The 17779-nt window shown below is 72.7% G+C and carries 13 protein-coding genes; 7 read left to right on the forward strand and 6 right to left on the reverse strand.

The annotated features are described in order from the left end of the window. Window positions 1-67: 67 nt before the first annotated feature. Window positions 68-1267, reverse strand: coding sequence for an erythromycin esterase family protein (locus ACIBNE_RS24225; RefSeq protein WP_399274814.1), 1200 nt, complete (start codon window positions 1265-1267; stop codon window positions 68-70). Window positions 1268-1325: 58 nt separating this feature from the next. On the opposite strand from ACIBNE_RS24225, the gene ACIBNE_RS24230 reads away from it, so the two are divergent. Next, window positions 1326-2069: a TioE family transcriptional regulator gene (locus ACIBNE_RS24230; RefSeq protein ID WP_399274816.1), complete on the forward strand. Its 744-nt coding sequence runs from the start codon at window positions 1326-1328 to the stop codon at window positions 2067-2069. Window positions 2070-2079: 10 nt separating this feature from the next. On the opposite strand, the gene ACIBNE_RS24235 is transcribed toward ACIBNE_RS24230, so the two are convergent. Together ACIBNE_RS24235 and ACIBNE_RS24240 are read right to left on the reverse strand one after the other, a co-directional pair. Beyond that, window positions 2080-2889, reverse strand: coding sequence for a family 1 encapsulin nanocompartment shell protein (locus ACIBNE_RS24235; RefSeq protein WP_399274818.1), 810 nt, complete (start codon window positions 2887-2889; stop codon window positions 2080-2082). Between the two features lie 5 nt (window positions 2890-2894). After that, entirely contained in the window at window positions 2895-3950 is a 1056-nt protein-coding gene (locus ACIBNE_RS24240; RefSeq protein WP_399274820.1) for a Dyp-type peroxidase, read from the reverse strand. Between the two features lie 205 nt (window positions 3951-4155). Between ACIBNE_RS24240 and ACIBNE_RS24245 the strand changes: the two genes are divergently transcribed. After that, window positions 4156-6711 carry an ATP-dependent Clp protease ATP-binding subunit gene (locus ACIBNE_RS24245; RefSeq protein WP_399274821.1) on the forward strand — a complete coding sequence of 852 codons (2556 nt, stop codon included), beginning with the start codon at window positions 4156-4158 and terminating at the stop codon, window positions 6709-6711. Here the strand turns inward: ACIBNE_RS24245 and ACIBNE_RS24250 are convergent. Further along, window positions 6668-7957 (reverse strand): YhgE/Pip domain-containing protein, encoded by a 1290-nt coding sequence (locus tag ACIBNE_RS24250; RefSeq protein WP_399274823.1) that lies wholly within the window; start codon window positions 7955-7957, stop codon window positions 6668-6670. The two genes, ACIBNE_RS24245 and ACIBNE_RS24250, sit on opposite strands and share 44 nt — an antisense overlap. 163 nt (window positions 7958-8120) lie before the next feature. Here ACIBNE_RS24250 and ACIBNE_RS24255 point away from each other — a divergent pair, with 163 nt between their 5' ends. Both ACIBNE_RS24255 and ACIBNE_RS24260 read left to right on the forward strand, forming a co-directional pair. Beyond that, window positions 8121-9125: a GlxA family transcriptional regulator gene (locus tag ACIBNE_RS24255; RefSeq protein ID WP_399274824.1), complete on the forward strand. Its 1005-nt coding sequence runs from the start codon at window positions 8121-8123 to the stop codon at window positions 9123-9125. Further along, window positions 9122-9886, forward strand: a complete 765-nt coding sequence (locus tag ACIBNE_RS24260) for a DJ-1/PfpI family protein (protein ID WP_399274826.1) — start codon at window positions 9122-9124, stop codon at window positions 9884-9886. The genes ACIBNE_RS24255 and ACIBNE_RS24260 overlap by 4 nt, the downstream gene beginning before the upstream one ends. Window positions 9887-9911: 25 nt before the next feature. On the opposite strand, the gene ACIBNE_RS24265 is transcribed toward ACIBNE_RS24260, so the two are convergent. Further along, the gene (locus ACIBNE_RS24265) at window positions 9912-10244 is read right to left on the reverse strand and encodes a hypothetical protein (RefSeq protein WP_399274827.1); all 333 of its coding nucleotides are present in this window, start codon (window positions 10242-10244) and stop codon (window positions 9912-9914) included. 537 nt (window positions 10245-10781) lie between these two features. Between ACIBNE_RS24265 and ACIBNE_RS24270 the strand changes: the two genes are divergently transcribed. The 3 genes from ACIBNE_RS24270 to ACIBNE_RS24280 all read left to right on the forward strand — a co-directional run bounded on the left by ACIBNE_RS24270 (window position 10782) and on the right by ACIBNE_RS24280 (window position 14723). Further along, window positions 10782-11648: a hypothetical protein gene (locus ACIBNE_RS24270; RefSeq protein ID WP_399274829.1), complete on the forward strand. Its 867-nt coding sequence runs from the start codon at window positions 10782-10784 to the stop codon at window positions 11646-11648. A 162-nt stretch (window positions 11649-11810) separates the two neighbouring features. Continuing rightward, window positions 11811-13145 (forward strand): esterase-like activity of phytase family protein, encoded by a 1335-nt coding sequence (locus ACIBNE_RS24275; protein WP_399274831.1) that lies wholly within the window; start codon window positions 11811-11813, stop codon window positions 13143-13145. Window positions 13146-13340: 195 nt separating this feature from the next. Then, a complete protein-coding gene (locus ACIBNE_RS24280; RefSeq protein ID WP_399274833.1) occupies window positions 13341-14723 on the forward strand; it encodes a glycoside hydrolase family 18 protein in 1383 nt (460 codons plus the stop codon). Between the two features lie 30 nt (window positions 14724-14753). Here ACIBNE_RS24280 and ACIBNE_RS24285 read toward each other — a convergent pair whose 3' ends face one another. Further along, window positions 14754-17675, reverse strand: coding sequence for an FAD-binding and (Fe-S)-binding domain-containing protein (locus tag ACIBNE_RS24285; RefSeq protein ID WP_399274835.1), 2922 nt, complete (start codon window positions 17673-17675; stop codon window positions 14754-14756). Window positions 17676-17779 lie beyond the last annotated feature (104 nt).

Below are 17779 nucleotides of genomic sequence, written 5' to 3' on the forward strand. Positions count from 1 at the left end.
CCGCAGGACAGCCCCTGCGGAGGAGGGCGGCAGGGGCCCGTACGCACTGCCGCGTCAGGCCGGCACGTCAGCGAGTGACGTCCTTGAGGAACACGATCCCGTCGGTCGCGGCGAGGTGCGCCGGGTCGAAGGGGGCGTAGCCGTAGTACGGGGACACGCGGGCGTCCAGGGGTGCTTCGGCCAGGGCCGCGGCCAACCGGGGCGCGTCCACCACGCAGCGGTCCTCCGGGAGCTCGTACAGCAGCCCCTCGACGGTGTCCCTCGGCGGGTCGTCCACGCCGCTGTGCCGGATCGTGCCGAGGGCCGTGGCCAGGAAGGCGTACCGCGCACCGAGCCGGGCGTGCACCAGCGCCCCCGCGCTCCACCACTCCAGCGGCTGACCGCCCATCCGCATCCCGCTCTTCTCCCGCTGGAGATGGGCGTTGTGCGCGTGGACGAGCGCGGGCCCCCGGGCGGCCACGGCGAGGAGGTTGCGGGCCATCATCCGCCCCCGCAGGCCCAGCAGGCGGGGCATGCGCGCCAAAGAGCCGTCGGCCATCCAGTAGTGGTAGCGCAGCAGGCCGGTCGCGGTGCGGCCGTACAGCCCGGCCCTGTCCCACTCCTCGCGCCCGGCCGCCGCGATCAGGTGCGGCGTCTGCTCGTCGAACAGCGCGACCAGGTCGTCGGCGAGCAGCCGCAGTTCCCGGGCATCGGCCGAGCGGCCCGCCGACCGGGCCGGGTCCCTCATCGCGGCGGGTTCGGTCCACCGGCCGTCGGCGCCGAGCAGCCGGTCGAGGGTTTCCGCCGTGCACGGCAGCAGGGCCGCGGCCACGTGCGCGGCGAGGTGGTCGTGGAGCGCGGTGAGGGCTTCGCGGGGGCTCGCGGCGCCGGTGATCTCCAGCGGGCCGTCGAAGCCGGCGAAGCGCACCCGCTCGGACACGGGACGGTTCTCGTTGTGGGCGCGCATCCAGCGTACGAGTTCGCGGTTGGCGGCGGACGCGCCGAAGCCGTGGCTGAAGCCGCGCTCCATGGCCCGGTCCAGCGTGCCCGCGCCCGAGGTGACGTACGCGTCCACGACCAGACCCCGCAGGCAGTCGCTCTCGATCGCGATCGTGCGGTAGCCCTCCTTCTCGACGAGCTGCCGGAAGAGTTCGTTGCGCAGGTCGAGCAGGGCGTCCTCGCCGTGCGTCGGCTCGCCCAGCGCGAGCAGTCGGGGGCGGGACCGGAGCAGCCGCATGACGGGGGCGGACCCGAAGGAATGGCTGGTGTCCTTGATACCGGTTTCCATGCCATAAACGGTATCGTTGAACCTTCGGTTGAGGCTTTGTCGCGATACCTTCGCCCTCATGGGGAGAAACCTTCAAAGCGGTGTGAAGCTGAGGCCGGTCGACCTGGCACGTCGGCACGGACTTTCCACGCAGGCCGTCAGGAATTACGAGGAGGCCGGGATCCTCCCGGTCGCCGGGCGCACCCCCCACGGCTACCGCACCTACACCCCGCTGCACGCGCGGGCCCTGTCCGCGTTCCTCGCCCTGGTCCCCGGCCACGGCCACCGGACGGCGGCGTCGGTCATGCGGGCGGTGAACGAGGGCGAGGTGGACGAGGCACTGCGGCTCGTCGACGAGAGCCACGCCCAACTGCTGGACGACCGGCGGACGCTACGGGCCGTGGAGGACGCCCTGCGCGACCTGGAGCCCACCGCCGCCGACGCGTCCGGCGCTCCGGACGCGCCCGCCGCCACGTTCGTGGGGCCGCTGGCGCGACAGCTCGGCATCCGACCGGCGACGCTGCGCAAGTGGGAGCGCGCCGGGCTGGTGCGGCCGCGCCGCGATGCGCGCACCGGCTACCGGGTCTACGACGAGGCCGATGTGCGGGACGCCCGGCTCGCCCATCAACTCAGGCGCGGCGGCTACCTGTTGGACCAGATCGCGCCGCTCATCACCCAGGTGCGGGCGGCCGGCGGTCCGGCGCCGCTGGAGGCCGCCCTGCGCGACTGGCACGGCCGGGTGTCCGCGCGCGGGCGGGCGATGCTGGCGGGGGCCGCCGAGTTGGCGGCGTACCTGCGCGAGCGCGACGAGCACGACGCCTGAGGCACGGGCCCTAGGCGTTCAGGACGACGACGGCCTCGTCCGTGTACGGGAGGAAGGTCAGCGTCTCCTCCAGGTACAGCTCCACCGTCTCCGGGTCGTGCGACGCGTACCCGATGGCCACGTCCTGGCCGATGCGCAGTTCGAAGTCTCCGCCGCGGGTCGACAGGACGAAGGCACCGCTGAGCGCGGGCGCCCAGATCGGCGGGCCGTCCAGCATGCGCGCCAGGTGCGCGGCGATCGGGTGGCCGTGGTCGGAGGTCTCGCTGACGGCGGCGTACTCGTCGGCGCCCAGGAGCAGGGCGTAGGGGCCGTCCACCCCGGCGAGGCGCAGCGACGTCAGGGCGCGGCTGATCGCGTCGGGGTAGTCGCGCGGCTCGGCCGGCAGGTTCAGCACGGGGTTGGACGTACGGCTCCTGAGCCCTTCGACGCCCGCCGCCGCGTACCCGTCGAAGATCGCCCGGTCCTCGGCGAACGCGAGGGCGCGGGCCGCGTCCTTCACGGGCTGCCAGTCGGAGTCGTTCGAGCCGCGCTCGACGTCGTCCACCGCGGCCCGGCTGACGGTGAACGGCACCCGCAGTTCGACCAGGGGCTTCGCCTCGCGCAGCCGGGCCCGGACGCCGGGGGCGGGCGGGGTGACGTCCGTCAGGTGTCCGGTGCCGACGGCGGCCAGGCCGGGGCCCTCGGGGTCGGGGACGTCGACGACGCGGCGGCCCGCGACGTGGCGCCGGACGGTGCGGCGGGCCTCTTCCTCGATCTGGGCCCAGGCCGCGGGGGTGACCGGGGCGAGTTCGCGGTGCAGGTTGTTGGGGGTGGCGGTCATGGCGCTCACGCTCCTTTCATGCTGCCGATGCCGAGGGAGCCGTCCGGGAGGACGGCCGCCGGGGGAACGCCGTCGCGGTCCACGGGGTCGGAGCCCGCGGTCCCGGCGGGCAGGTCCGGCGGGTCCGGCAGGTCCGGCGGGGAATCGAGCGCGTCGGCGCTCGGGACGAAGAAGAGGCCGCCGGTCACGGCGGTCGAGAAGTCGAGGATGCGATCGGTGTTGCCGGGCGGGTCGCCGAGGAACATGTGGCCGAGCATCCGCTCGGTGACGTCGGGCGTGCGCGCGTAGCCGATGAAGTACGTGCCGAACTCTCCGCCGCCGACGCCGCCGACGCTGCCGAACGGCATGTTCTCGCGGACGATCTTCCGTTCGGTCCCGTCCGCGTCGGTGATCGTGTTGAGCGCCACGTGCGAGTCCGCCGGTTTGGTGTCGTCGGGCATCTCCACGTTGTCCGACTTGGTGCGGCCGATGACCCGTTCCTGCTCCTCCACGGAGAGCGCCCGCCAGGCCGCCATGTCGTGCACGTACTTCTGCACGATCACATAGCTGCCGCCCCGGAAGCCGGGGTCCTCGTCGCCCACGAACACGGCGTCGGCCGCCGCCCCTCCCTGCGGGTTCTCGCTGCCGTCCACGAATCCGAGCAGGTCCCGCTCGTCGAAGTAGCGGAAGCCGTGCACCTCGTCGACGACGGTCGCGGCGCCCGCCAGGCCGTCCACGACCAGCCGGGACAGTTCGAAGCAGAGGTCCATGCGCGGGGCGCGCACGTGGAACAGGAGGTCGCCGGGGGTGGCGGGGGCGTGGTGCCGCGGGCCCCGCAGCGGCGTGAAGGGGTGGAGGTCGCGCGGCGGCGGACCGGCGAAGAGCCGCGGCCAGGCGGCGGCGCCGATGCCGACGACACAGGTGAGCGGTTCGTCGGGGGCCCGGAACGCCACCGAGCGGGTCAGCCCGGCGAGGTCGCCGAGCACCTCGCGCGCCGCGGCCTCGCCGCCGGGGTTCAGGGTGGCCACCAGGAACACGGCGGCCTTCGCGGGAGGGACGACGACGGGCTGCGGGGTGACCACCGGACTCCTGATAATCGGTACATAACGGGCACAAGAATCGGATTCAGCGTAGCCGCGCCGGGAGCGGCACGCAGTCCGGCCGTACGCCGTCCGGCTCTCCGAGAGGGGGCGCCACCCCGGCTTGCGGCGCACTGTCCACGGCGTTTGAGTGTGAATGTCCCCCGTCCCGCCGCATTCCGCGCATTCCCTCGCACCTGGAGCAGGCATGTCGATGGCGTTCGGTTCTCCCTTCGGTCCTTCCGATCCGTTCAGCGACCTGTTGAACCGGTTCTTCGGCATGTCGCCCGCCTCCTCTCCCCCGGCGGTGCAACGGGTGCCGATCGGACGGCTGCTGACGGACTCCTCGCGCGACCTCCTCAACCTGGCGGCGAGCAGGGCGGCCGAGGACGGGACGTCCGACCTCGACACCGAACACCTGCTGTGGGCGGCCACCCAGGTCGAGCCCACGCGCGGGCTGCTGGCGCAGGCCGGGATCGACCCCGCCGGGCTGGCCGCGAAACTGGCCGAGGTCCTGCCCCGGGAGTCCGGCGAACCGTCGGCCGAGCCCGGCCTCACCCCCGCCGCCAAGCGCACCCTCGCCTTCGCGCACGCCACCTCGCAGGCGGCCGGAGCCTCCTACATCGGCCCCGAGCACCTCCTGGGCGCGCTGCTGAGCGACGCCGACTCGGGCGCCGGACGGTTCCTGCGCGCGGAAGACGTGGACGCGGCGAAGCTGCGCGGCCTCTCCGAGCAGCCGACGCGCGGGGAGAGCGGCGCCGCGGCCTCCAAGCAACCGGCCACGATGCTCGAAGAGTTCAGCAGGGACCTGACCGAGGACGCGAAGGCGGGCAGGCTCGACCCCGTGGTCGGCCGCGCCGAGGAGATCGAGCAGACCATCGAGATCCTCTCCAGGCGCTCCAAGAACAACCCCGTGCTCATTGGCGAGCCGGGCGTCGGCAAGACCGCCATCGTGGAGGGCCTCGCCCAGCGCATCGTGGCGGGCGAGGTGCCCGACACTCTCAAGGACAAGCGGGTGCTCTCGCTCGACCTGTCCGGGATGGTGGCGGGCGCGCAGTACCGGGGGCAGTTCGAGGAGCGGCTGAAGAAGGTCATCGAGGACGTCCAGGGGTCCGAGGGCGAGATCGTGCTGTTCATCGACGAGCTGCACACCGTCGTCGGCGCGGGCGCCACGGGCGAGGGCTCCATGGACGCGGGCAACATGCTCAAGCCCGCGCTCGCCCGCGGCGAGCTGCACGTGGTGGGCGCCACCACGATCGACGAGTACCGCAAGTACATCGAGAAGGACGCCGCCCTGGAGCGCCGCTTCCAGCCCGTGCTGGTCCCGGAGCCGAGCGTCGAGGAGACGGTGCAGATCCTGGAGGGGCTGCGGGACGCCTACGAGGCCCACCACCGGGTCCGGTTCGCCGACGGCGCCCTCGCGGCGGCGGCCGAACTGTCCGACCGGTACGTCAGCGACCGGTTCCTGCCCGACAAGGCGATCGACCTGATGGACCAGGCGGGTGCCCGCGTACGGCTGCGCAACGCGTCGCGCTCCACCGAGGTCGTCGCCCGCGAGGACCGGCTGGCGAAGCTGCGGCGCGAGAAGGACCAGGCCGTGGCCGCCGAGGAGTTCGCGCGGGCTTCGGAGCTGAAGCAGGAGATCGCCGAGGTCGAGGGCGAGGTGGCGGGCATCGAGGAGCGCCGCGAGGGCGTCGTGTCGGTGACCGCGTCCGACATCGCCGACATCGTCTCGCGCCGCACGGGCATCCCGGTCTCCCAGCTGAACTCCGGCGAGAAGGAGCGGCTGCTCAGGCTGGAGGAGGAGATGCACGCGCGGATCGTCGGCCAGGACGAGGCGGTCACCGCGGTCTCCGAGGCCGTGCGCCGCAACCGCGCGGGCATGGGCGACCCGAACCGGCCCGTCGGCTCGTTCCTCTTCCTCGGCCCCACGGGCGTGGGCAAGACCGAGCTGGCCAAGACCCTCAGCGAGCTGCTGTTCGGCGCGGACGAACGCATGGTGCGGTTCGACATGAGCGAGTTCCAGGAGAAGCACACCGTGGCCCGGCTCGTCGGCGCGCCTCCCGGGTACGTCGGCTACGAGGAGGCCGGCCAGCTCACCGAGCAGGTCAGGCGCCGCCCGTACAGCGTGGTGCTGTTCGACGAGGTGGAGAAGGCGCACCCGGACGTGTTCAACACGCTGCTCCAGATCCTCGACGACGGCCGGCTCACCGACGCGCAGGGCCGCACGGTCGACTTCCGGCACTGCGTCGTCATCATGACGTCCAACATCGGCGCCCACCGCATCCTCGCCCACGAGGGGGACGCGGCGGAGCTGAAGGACGAGCTGATGGACGACCTGCGGACGCGGTTCAGGCCCGAGTTCCTGAACCGCATCGACGACATCATCGTCTTCCACAGCCTCGGCCAGGACGACCTGTCGCGGATCGTGGAGCACCTGCTCGACCGGAGCAAACACCGCGTCCACGCGCAGGGCATGACGCTCGAAGTCACCGAGGCGGCGACGAAGTTGCTGGTGGCGCACGGCTACCAGCCGGAGTTCGGGGCCCGTCCGCTGCGCCGTACGATCCAGGCCGAGCTCGACAACCGCCTCGCGTCGCTGCTGCTGAGCGGTGGCGCCGAGCCCGGGGACACGATCGTCGCGGACGTCCGGGACGACTCGCTGCACCTCTCGGTCCGCCACGGTGCCCACGATGAGGGGGCCGCCGAGGACGGACCGCTCACACCGGATCCGGCCGGGGATCCCGCTCCGGCTGCGGAATGAGCCTGGCCAGCCCCCTCCGGTCGTAGTAGCGGGTCATGGCGAAGCCGAAGAGGAGCGCGACGGCGAACCCGATCGCGATCATCACCCACGCGCGGGCGAGGCCGGCGTCCGCGCGTGCGTCGAAGTAGAGGATGGCCCGTACGCCCCCGGTGAGCTGGCGCATCGGCTCGAAGGCGCCCAGGAAGCGGAAGAAGCCGGGGGTCGCCTCCAACGGGACGGTCGCGCCCGACGAGGGCAGGGCCAGCGCGATGAAGACGAACATGGACACCAGCTGGCCGATGCCGCCGAACGCGGCGTTGATGGCCTGGACGCCGAGGCCGACGGCGACGATGGCGCAGTAGGAGAAGATCCACAGCAGGGGTTCGTGTGCGCTGTCCATGCCCAGGATCGTGATCGTGCCGACCATGAGGAGGCTGGCGGTCACCAGCGAGATGCCCGCCGTCATCACCATCTTGAGCACGAGCGTCTGGGTGCGGTCGATGTGCACGGTCCTGTGGCGGTAGTGCCAGGGGCCGATCTCGCTGTCCGCGTACCCGAGTGCGGTGTCGACGCCGGTGTGGACCAGGTTCGCGCTGATGAAACCGGCGAGGACCAACAGGAGCGTGTAGTAGAAGGCGCTGAGCCCGAGGCCGCTGTGGCGCCCGAGCGGCTGCCCGACGCGGGTCTTCACGTCCACCGGATCGGCGAGGAGCAGACGCGTCGTCGGGTCCGCGGCGGAGGCGGCGGGCGAGACGGCGAGCTGCTTGCCGATGTTCGCGGACGCCTGCGCCGCGGCGGCCTGGTTGATCTGCGCGGCCATCGAGGAACCGAGGCTGCCCAGGCCGGGGTTGGTGAAGACGGTGAGCGTCGGCCGCGCCGTGGCGCCGCGCGTGGTCAGGGCCGCGACGGACGCGGTGAAGTCCCGGGGCACGAACAGGGCGCCGAACACCTTGCCCGCGCGCAGCTGGTCCTCGGCCTCCGCGCGGTCGAGGGTGCGCCAGTCGACGCCCTTCGCCGCGCCCGTCGCGGTGACGGCGGCCGTGACCTGCTTCCCCAGGTTCTCCCGCTGTCCGGGCAGCGGCGTGCCCGCGTCCTCGTTCACGACGGCGACGGGCAGCCGGTCGAGGTGGTCGTTCGGGGCGATGATGCCGCCCATGTAGAGCAGCGACAGCACGAGCGTGACCAGCCCGCTCAGGGCGGTCGGTACGATCCACAGCTTGGCGTGCTTGACGAGGGTCGCCGCGCGTTGGGGGGTCGCGGAGGTCATGTTTCTCCGTGGGGGTGGTGGGGGCGGGGGTGGGGGACGTGATCCCGTACGCGCCGGGGCGGCCCCTCGGACATCGTCGGCGCACGAGCGCCCGGAACCCCGCATTGACGCCGCCGCCCGCCGGAGGAGAAGAGTCCGGACGAGGAAGGAAGGGAGAAGGACCGTGGACGAGCAGCGGCGCGTTCTGATCGTGGCGTACGACGACGCCCAGATCCTCGACATCGCCTGCCCGGGAGGGGCCCTCGACATCGCCAACCGGTACGGGGCCGCGCCCCCGTACGCCATCGAACTGGCCACCCTCGGCGGGCGGGCCGCCCGCAGTTCGTCGGGGATCGTGCTCGGCGCCGGGCAGGTGCTCGAGGCCGTGGCGGGGCGGGTGGACACGATGATCGTCGTGGGCGGGGTGGGCTGCGAGGCGGCCTCGGCGGACGAGCGGCTGCTGGGGCACGTACGGCGGGTGGCGGGGTTGAGCCGGCGCGTGGCTTCCGTGTGCACGGGCGCCTACGTGCTGGCCGCCGCCGGGCTGTTGGACCACCGCAGGGTGACGACCCACTGGGGGTGGGGCGACCGGCTCGCCCGGCGGCACCCCGACGTGGCCGTGGACGTGGCCCCGCTGGCGATCCGCGACGGCAACGTCTACACCTCGGCCGGGGTCACCAGCGCCCTCGACCTGACGCTCTCGCTGATCGAGGACGACCACGGCCCCACGCTGGCCCGCGCGGTCGCCAGGGAACTCGTCACGCATCTGCACCGCCCGGCGGACCAGGCGCAGTTGTCGATGTTCCTCGCGGGTCCGCCGCCCGACGACCGCCTCGTGCGCGATCTGACGGGATACATAGCGGGCCATCTGGCGGAGGACCTCTCGCCCGCCGCGCTGGCGGCCCGGGTGAACATCAGTCCCCGCCACCTGACCCGGCTGTTCACCGCGCACCTCGGCATGGCCCCGGCGCGGGCCGTGCGCACGGCCCGCGCGGAGGCGGCGCGGCACCTGGTGCGCTCCAGCGGACTGTCCCTGGCGCAGATCGCGCGGCGCTGCGGATTCCGGTCGACACAGACGCTGCGGCAGGCGCTGCTGGACCAGTACGGCGTCACGGGGGACGAGCTTCGCAGGATGCCGGACATGCCGCCCCCGCGCGCCGCGCCGGAGCGGCAGACTCCCGGTCCATGACGAGCATCCCGCACACGACCACCCGCAGGAACGTCCTCATCGGCGCCACCGCCACCGCGATTCCCCTTTTGGGTACGGGAGCCGCGCACGCGGCCACACCGCGCGGCGGCACCGGGCCGCACGTCGGCGTCCTGCTCTACGACGGCTACAGTCTGCTGGACCCCACGGGACCGGCCGAGATCCTCTCCCGGCTGCCCGGTGCGACCGTCACGATGGTCGCCCAGGAGCGCGGCCCGGTCCGCACGGACACCGGGGACGTGGCGGTGCTCGCCGAGCGCTCGATCGACGAGGTCGACCGCCTCGACGTACTGCTGGTGCCGGGCGCGGGAAACCGGGGCACCGTCGGCGCGATGAACAACGACGCGCTGCTGGGCTGGATCCGCCGCGTCCACCGGCACACCGCGTGGACGACCTCCGTGTGCACGGGCAGCCTCGTCCTCGCGGCGGCCGGACTGCTGGACGGGCGCCGGGCCACCACCTACTGGGCCTCCGCCGCGTATCTGGAGAGCACGTTCGACGTGACGTACCTGCCGCGGCGCTACGTCCGCTCGGGAAGGATCGTGACCGCGGCCGGGGTGTCGGCGGGGCTGGACATGGCGCTGTACCTGGCGTCGCTCATCGCCGACGAGGAGACGGCCAGGGCGATCCAGCTCGCCGTCGAGTACGACCCCCGGCCCCCGTTCGACTCCGGCGACGCGGCTCAGGCCGGTCCGGAGCTGAAGGAGCGTGCGCTGCGGCTGCTCGCTCAGTCGCAGGTGTGAGGCGCCCTCGGCCGTGACGCCCCTCTCAGCCGGACACGACGCGCACGATCGCCGTGCCGTCCTCGCCCGCCAGCACCTGGATCACCACGGCGCCGGACCGCGGGTCCGGCCGGGCCGCGTCACCCAGGGCGCCGCAGGAGGTGCCGCTGCCGTGGGGGCGCAGCACCGTGAGGCAGCCCTGCCCCGGGCCCGACGCCCCGTTGTCGGACCGGCTGCCGCCCGACTCCACCGTGTACTCGATCCTGTTCGGGCCGACCTCGGTCACGGAGAGGGTAGCGGGGCCCGCCGGGCCATCGACGCGGATCGTCACCGGCCCGGACACGGCGATCTCGCAGTCGCCGTCGGCGCAGGCCGCCACGTCACCGCCGTCCGCGGCGGATACCCGCGGTGCCGGTGACGACGGCCCGGTCGACGGCTCCGCGGAGGCGGCCTGCGCGGGCGCAGACGCCGACAGCGATGCCGACAGTGAAGGTGGAGCAGAGGGTGAGACCGTCGGCGTGGCTCCCCGTCCCGGCGGGGCCGCGTCGTCGTCCCCTCCGGCGCCGCCGCAGCCCGCCACCGCGAGCAGTGCCAGTGCGGCGAGCAGGCGCCGGGGCCGCCCGAGCCGCCCAGGCCGCGAACGCGGCGGTCCGGTCACTGCGGCCGGTGCGGTGGATCCCGTCGCGCCCATGTCGCTCCCCGTGTCCCTCGCGTACCTGGTCCGGCGCGCCGGTGCGTCGACGCCGCCCGGCAGCCAGCCTGCCCGTTTCCCGCGGCCGCCACGCGCCCGTCAGCCGTTCGCCGTACGCCCCGCCCCGCCCCGGTCGCACCGCTTCCGCTTCCCGATGCCATCGGTTCATCGAACCCATGCCCGCGGGACACCCCTCCCTCACCCGCGCTCCTGATGATCAACCGCATGACCTCCTCTTCCAGGGCCCTGCGCCCCGCCACGGCCGGTTCGGCCCTCGCACTCGCCGTCTCCGCCGCGCTGCTGGCCCCGGCCTCCCCCGCACACGCCGCCTCCAACGCCGTGCCGACGTACGAGGTGAAGATCAACCTCACCACGGCGGCGCTCGACGCGGCGCACGCCCCGAGTTCGGCGGTCAAGTCGGCGTTCGGCATCACGGGCTCGGCCAAGGCCCGCTCGTACAGCTACTACGACACCGCCGCCGGCGACCTCGACGCCGAGGGCTGGAGCGTCCGCCTGCGCCACAAGGACGGCTCCTCCTTCGAGGAGACGTACAAGAAGCGCTTCCCGGTCACGAACGGCGACCTGGACGCGGCGCTCACCGCGGCCAACCAGGCGGGCTTCAACAGCTCCGACACCAACTACAAGGCCGAGGTCGACTGGGGCTACGCCAAGCAGACCCTCAGCTTCAGCAACGAGAAGAAGCGCAGCGCGAGCGGCTACTCCGGCACCACCCTGCCGTCGAGCGACACCGGCCGCTCGTGGCTGGTCGGCGACGTCCCGGGCAAGCTCGCGGACTGGAAGAGCGCCGGCTGGGGCACCGGAGTGCTCAAGAACACCCGTGCGCACGGCCCGGTGACGGCGAAGGTGTACGGCGGCGCGTGGGGCGCTTCGGACGACGCGAGCATCGAGGTGCTGCCGGTCGTCGGCGCGAACGGCACGGGCACGGAGTACGTGGTCGAGCTGTCCTTCAAGACCGACTCCAAGACCGACGCGGCCAAGCTGCACGACGACGCGATCGCCCTCGCCGAGTCCAAGGGCTGGCTGTACCGCGGCGACATCCTCAAGACGCAGCTGATCCTCGACCGCTACTAGAAGGCCCCGGGACGGCGGGGCGGGCCGTACGGAGACGTGCGTTCACCCAGGGCTCGCCCTGTCGTCACGGTCACGTTGTCCGGCGTTGCGCGTGGATACGGACCATGAGGCCGCCGCCATGGGTCACCCCCCCCCATGTTGTTCAGTTCAAAGGGAGTACAGATGAATCCGCGCCTCCTGCGCAGGCCCGCCGCCGTAGTGCTGCCGCTCTCGGCCGCACTCGTGCTCACCACGGTGGGGACGTCCGGGGCAGCCCCCTCGGCGCCCGCCCCCGGTGCCCGGGTCGTCTCCACCTCGACGCTGCCGGACATCCCGCTGGCCGCGTTCAGCAACAAGCTCGTCCCCGGCAGCGTCGACAACGACCGGGGCGTCGACCTGGGCGGCATCGGCAGCGACCTGTACCCGGCCGAGCGGCCCGGCGAGTACTGGACGGTCACCGACCGGGGCCCCAACGGCCAGATCGCCGTCGGCAAGGACAAGCGGCGCACCTTCCCCGTGCCCGGCTTCAACCCGGCCATCGTGAAGATCCGCGCCACCGGCCCCCGGATCCAGGTGCTCAGCTCCATAGCGATCACCACCGCCAAGCACACCCCCGTGACGGGCCTGCCCAACCAGCCGGGCCGCGACGAGGCGCCGTACACCTACGACGCCTCCACCCCGCTCCCGTACAACGTGAACGGCCTGGACACCGAGGGCCTGGTCAGGGCCAAGGACGGCACCTTCTGGCTGGTGGACGAGTACGGGCCCTCGCTGGTCCACGTCTCGTCGCGCGGCCAGGTCATCGCCCGCCACGTCCCCAAGGGCCTCGGGCTGACCGGCGCCGACTACCGGGTGGTCGAGTCGCTGCCCGCCTCCTTCCTGAAGCGCAAGCTCAACCGCGGCTTCGAGGGCCTGGCGCTGCTGCCGGACGGCGACCTCGTCCTCGGCCTGCAGAGCCCGCTGCTCAACCCGGACAAGGCCACCGGCGAGGAGTCGCGCACCACCCGACTGCTGCGCTTCTCGCCGAAGAAGAACCAGGTCACCGCCGAGTACGTCTACCGCTTCGACCCGGTCGGCGTGGTCGAGCCCGGCCAGACGAAGACGTCCGAGCTGAAGCTCTCCTCGCTGGTGGCCATCGGCAAGGACCGCCTGATGGTCCAGGAGCGCACCGACAAGTCGACGCGGCTGTACGCGGTCCAGCTGACCCCGGCCAACGACATCCTGCGCTCGCGCTGGGAGTCCTCGTCGAACCCCGCGCTGGAGCAGCTCGACGACCCGGCGGGCTACTTCGTGCCGGTGCTGCGCAAGAGCCGGATCATCGACCTGAACACCGTGAAGGGCGTTCCCGGCAAGATCGAGGGCATCGCGGTCGAGGGCAACTCGACCCTGGTCCTGCTGAACGACAACGACTTCGGCATGACCGACGGCCCCGAGGCGTTCGACGCGGCGGGCCGCCTGGTCGACAGCAACATCGAGACCAAGCTCGTCCGCGTGAAGCTGCCGCGCCCGGTGCGCTGACGCCACCGGCCCGGCCGGACGGCACCGCGGGCGCCGCGCGACCTCTCGGGGGGAGGCCGCGCGGCGCCCGCGCCCGTGGACCGGCGACCGGAGGAACGAGCCTGCGCACCCCTCTTGACCAACCTGGTCCAGACCAATAATTCTGTTCGCGTCAGCCCGCGTCCAGCATTCACGGTCCCCCAGGAATGAGCTTCCATGCGTCGAAGACTCCTGCACCAAGCTGCCGTTGCCGCCTGCGCCCTCGGCCTCGTCGCCGTCTGCACCCCCGCGTCCACCGCGTTGAACTCCCCTTCCGCACAGGCCGGTTCGGCCGCGGCGTCCGCGCAGAGCGGTACGCATTCCAAGGGCGGCGGGCACCACGACCGCGACCGCCTCAAGCGCGTCGGCTACTTCACCCAATGGGGCGTCTACGGGCGGGACTTCCAGGTCCAGGACCTGGACAAGAGCGGCGCCGCCGCCAGCCTGACCCACATCAACTACGCCTTCGGCAACGTCAGCCCCGAGGGCAAGTGCTTCCTGAACCCCGTCCCGGGCGAGAGCGACCCGTGGGCCGACTACCAGCGCCCGCTCGACGCCGAGAACTCCGTGGACGGCGTGGCCGACACCGACACCCAGGCGCTCGCGGGCAACTTCAACCAGCTGCGCGAGCTGAAGGCCAAGCACCCGGGCCTGAAGGTGATGATCTCGCTGGGCGGCTGGTCCTGGTCCACGCACTTCTCGGACGCGGTCCTCACCCCCGCCTCCCGCAAGGCCCTCGTCTCCTCCTGCGTCGACCTCTACCTGAAGGGCAACCTGCCCAAGGACGGTGCGCGCGGCGGCGCGGGCGCCGCCGCCGGGGTCTTCGACGGCATCGACATCGACTGGGAGTGGCCCGGCTCGTCGGGCGACGCGGACACCAAGTACCGGCCCGAGGACAAGCAGAACTTCACCGCCCTGGTCGCCGAGTTCCGCGCCCAGATCGACGCCCTCGGCAAGCAGAAGCGCAAGCACTACGAGCTGTCCGCGTACGTGCCGACCGCCCCCGCGAAGATCGACGCGGGCTTCGAGGTCCGCAAGATCATGAAGAACTTCGACTTCGTGAACCTCCAGGGCTACGACTTCCACGTCAGCGGCGAGAAGAACACCGCGCAGCAGTCCGCGCTCTTCGCCAAGGACGACTTCAGCGGCCACGGCACCGTCCAGGACTGGCTCAAGCGCGGCGCCCCCGCCCGCAAGCTGGTGCTCGGCATGCCGCTGTACGGGCAGGGCTGGACCGGCGTCACGGGCGGCGGCGACGGCCTCGGGCAGCCCGCCGCGGCCCCGGCTCCGGCCAAGTGGGCCAACGGCTACGCCGACTACAAGGAGCTCAAGGCGCTGGCCGACTCGGGGAAGTACAAGCTGTACCGCAACGCGCGCGACGGCCACGCCTGGCTGTTCGACGGCACCACCCTGTGGACCTACGACGACCCGAAGGTGCTGCGCACCAAGGCCGCGTACGTGAAGGCCAGGGGGCTGGGCGGCGCGATGTTCTGGTCGCTCGACGCGGACACTTCGGACGCCGAGGGCGTCACCGCGGTGGACCGCGCCCTGGGCCGCTGATCCGCTGACCACCCTGGCGCACCCGGGACCTCACCTCCCGACCGGGTGCGCCAGGGCTTCGCGGACCAGTTGCACCGGATGCCACGCGGTGCGCCGCGTGCCGTGGAAGATCTGCTGTCGGCACGAGACGCCGGTGGCGACCACGACCGTGCGCTCGGGCTCCGCGTCGATCGCGGGGAAGAGCCGGTCGCGCCCCACGGCCATCGACACCTCGTAGTGCTCTGCCTCGAAGCCGAAGGAGCCCGCCATCCCGCAGCAGCCCGCGTCGAGTTCGACCACTTCGACGCCGGGGATGCGGCGCAGCAGGGCGACGGTCGCAGCGGTGCCGACCTCGGCCTTCTGGTGGCAGTGGCCGTGGAACAGGAGTCTGCGCCCGCTCAGCCAGGAGTCCTCCGCGAGCCGCAGCCGCCCCCGGTCCAGGGCCTCGGTGAGCAGTTCCTCGATCTGCCGCACGCGTCCCGCGACGTCCTGCTGGGCGCTGTCGCGGGGCAGCAGCGCGCGGTGCTCGTCGCGCAGGGTCATCAGGCAGGAGGGCTCGCAGCCGACGATCGGCGAGTACGGCGGTGTGGTCTCGGCCAGCAGGTGCACCAGCCCGTAGGCCTTCTCCCCGGCCTCGTCGAGGAGCCCCTTGGAGAGCGCGGAGCGCCCGCAGCAGCCCCGGCTCTCCAACCGTACGTGCCAGCCGGAGAGTTCGAGCAGTTCGATCGCGGCCCGGCCGATCTCCGGTTCGGTGTACGTGGTGAAGGAGTCCGCGAGGTAGGTGACGGTGCCCTGGTCGGCCGCCGACGACGCGGGGCGCTTCTCGTACCAGCGCACCAGGTTGCGCCGGACGAACCGGGGCAGCGGGCGCCGCGTGGTGATGCCCAGGCCTCTTTCCAGGAGCCGCCGCAGCGGGCCGACGCGCCCCGGCAGGTTGGAGAGCGGCGCGGTCGCGGAGCCGAGCCTGTTGAGGGACCGGATCGCGGCGAACACCCGGGAGCGCGCGGGCACGCCGTGCCGGTCGTGGTGGTGGGACAGCGCCTCGGCCTTGAGCGAGGCCATGTCGACGCCGAGCGGGCATTCGCTCTTGCACGCCTTGCACATCAGGCACAGGTCCAGGGCCTCGTGCAGGCCCTCGTCGCCGAGCGCCCGCGCGGGGTCGGGCTCGGACAGCGCCTTGACGAGCGCGCCCGCCCGGCCGCGCGTGGAGTCGCGTTCGTCCTTGGTGGCCATGTAGGAGGGGCACATGGTGCCGGTGTCCGTCTTGCGGCACAGCCCGATGTTCATGCACCGGTCGGCGGCGCCGCGCATCCCGCCCAGCACCTCGAAGTCCAGCCGGGTGCGCAGCTCGGGCGCGGGCGGCAGGGCCGGGTCCCGCAGGTGGTCGGTCATCGGCGGGGCGTCGACGATCTTCCCGGGGTTGAGCACGCCCTCCGGGTCGAAGAGGCGTTTCACCTCGCGCATCGCCCCGTACAGCTCGTCGCCGAACAGCGCCCGGTTGAACTCGCTGCGGGCCAGGCCGTCGCCGTGCTCGCTGGAGTTGACCCCGCCGTACTCGTTCACCAGGTCCTTGACCTCCTCCGCGACCGCCCGCATGGTGCGCAGTTGCTCCGGGTCGGTGAGGTCGAGGAACGGCCTGACGTGCAGACAGCCCACCGAGCAGTGGCCGTAGAAACCGGCCTTGAGGCCGTGCCGGTCGAGCACCGCCTTGAGGCGCGCGGTGTACGCGGGGAGGTGTACGGGGTCGACCGCGGTGTCCTCGATGAAGGCGAGCGGCCTGTTGGTGCCCTCGCCCGCGGCCATGAGCAGCCCCAGGCTCGCCTTGCGGACCTTGAGCAGCGCGGCCTGCTCGGCGGGGGTCTCGGCGATCAGGGTGTGGTAGCCGTGGCGGTGGCGCTCCCACAGGCGGGAGAGCCGGGTCAGCCGGTCGGCGAGTTCGGCCGCGTCGTCGCCGCTGAACGCGACGAAGAGCAGGGCGTCGGGGTCGCCGTGCAGGACGTCGGCGAGGGCGGCGTACTCGATCTTCTGCCGGGACAGGTCCAGGATCGTGCGGTCCATCAGCTCGACCGCCGATGGGTCGAGGGAAAGCGCGTCCTGGGTGGCCTCGATGGCTCCCGCGACCGAGGAGAAGTGGCCGACGGCGAAGACGGTGCGGGCGGGTCTGGGCACCAGGGAGACCAGGGCGCGGGTGGTGACCGCGAGGGTGCCCTCCGAGCCGACGACGAACGTGGAGGGGTCGAAGGGCGCGTCGGGGCGGGCCAGCCGGTCGAGGCGGTAGCCGCCCGCGCGCCGCCAGAAGGTGGGGAAGCCCTTGGCGATGGCGTCGCGGTGCGTCTCGACCAGCTCGGGCAGCCGGGCGTGGACGCGGCCCGCGAGCCCCGGCAGCGCGGCGCGGGCCAGGCGCCCGGCCTCGTCGAGGGGCTCGAAGCGGGTGGTGGTGGCGTCGGCCAGGACCACGTCCAGGGCGAGGACGTGGTCGATCGTCATGCCGTGGCGCAGCGAGCCGCTGCCCGCGGAGTTGTTGCCGATCATGCCGCCGATGGTGGCGCGGTTGCTGGTGGAGGTGTCGGGGCCGAACATCAGGCCGTGCGGGGCGGCGGCGCGGTTGAGCTGGTCCTGTACGACGCCGGGGTCGACGAGTGCGGTGCGCTTGACCGGGTCCAGGTCGCGGATGTTGCGGAGGTGGCGCGAGAAGTCGAGGACGATGCCCGGCCCCACGGTCTGCCCGGCGAGGCTGGTGCCCGCGCCGCGCGCGACGACCGGCACGCCGTGCTCGGCGGCGGTCTCGACCGCGAGGCGGACGTCCTCCTCGTGGCGGGGGGAGACGACGACGAGGGGGGTGATGGCGTACATGCTCGCGTCGCGGGAGTAGAGGTGGCGGGTGTAGTCGTCGGACCGGACGTCGCCTTCGAGGCGGGAGGCGAGGGCGTCGGTGACGGCACGGCGGAGGCGGTCGTCGGGCGTGACGCTCATGGGGCGGCTCCAAGCGGCGGGTGGGCGGAGTGGGCGTCTGGAGGTCGGCGGGGGTTGCTCACGCGGTTCTCCGCGCCCCTCGAAGGGGCGCTTGCGCTGAACGT

The sequence above is a fragment of the Streptomyces sp. NPDC050504 genome (genome assembly GCF_044458065.1).
GTDB lineage: Bacteria > Actinomycetota > Actinomycetes > Streptomycetales > Streptomycetaceae > Streptomyces.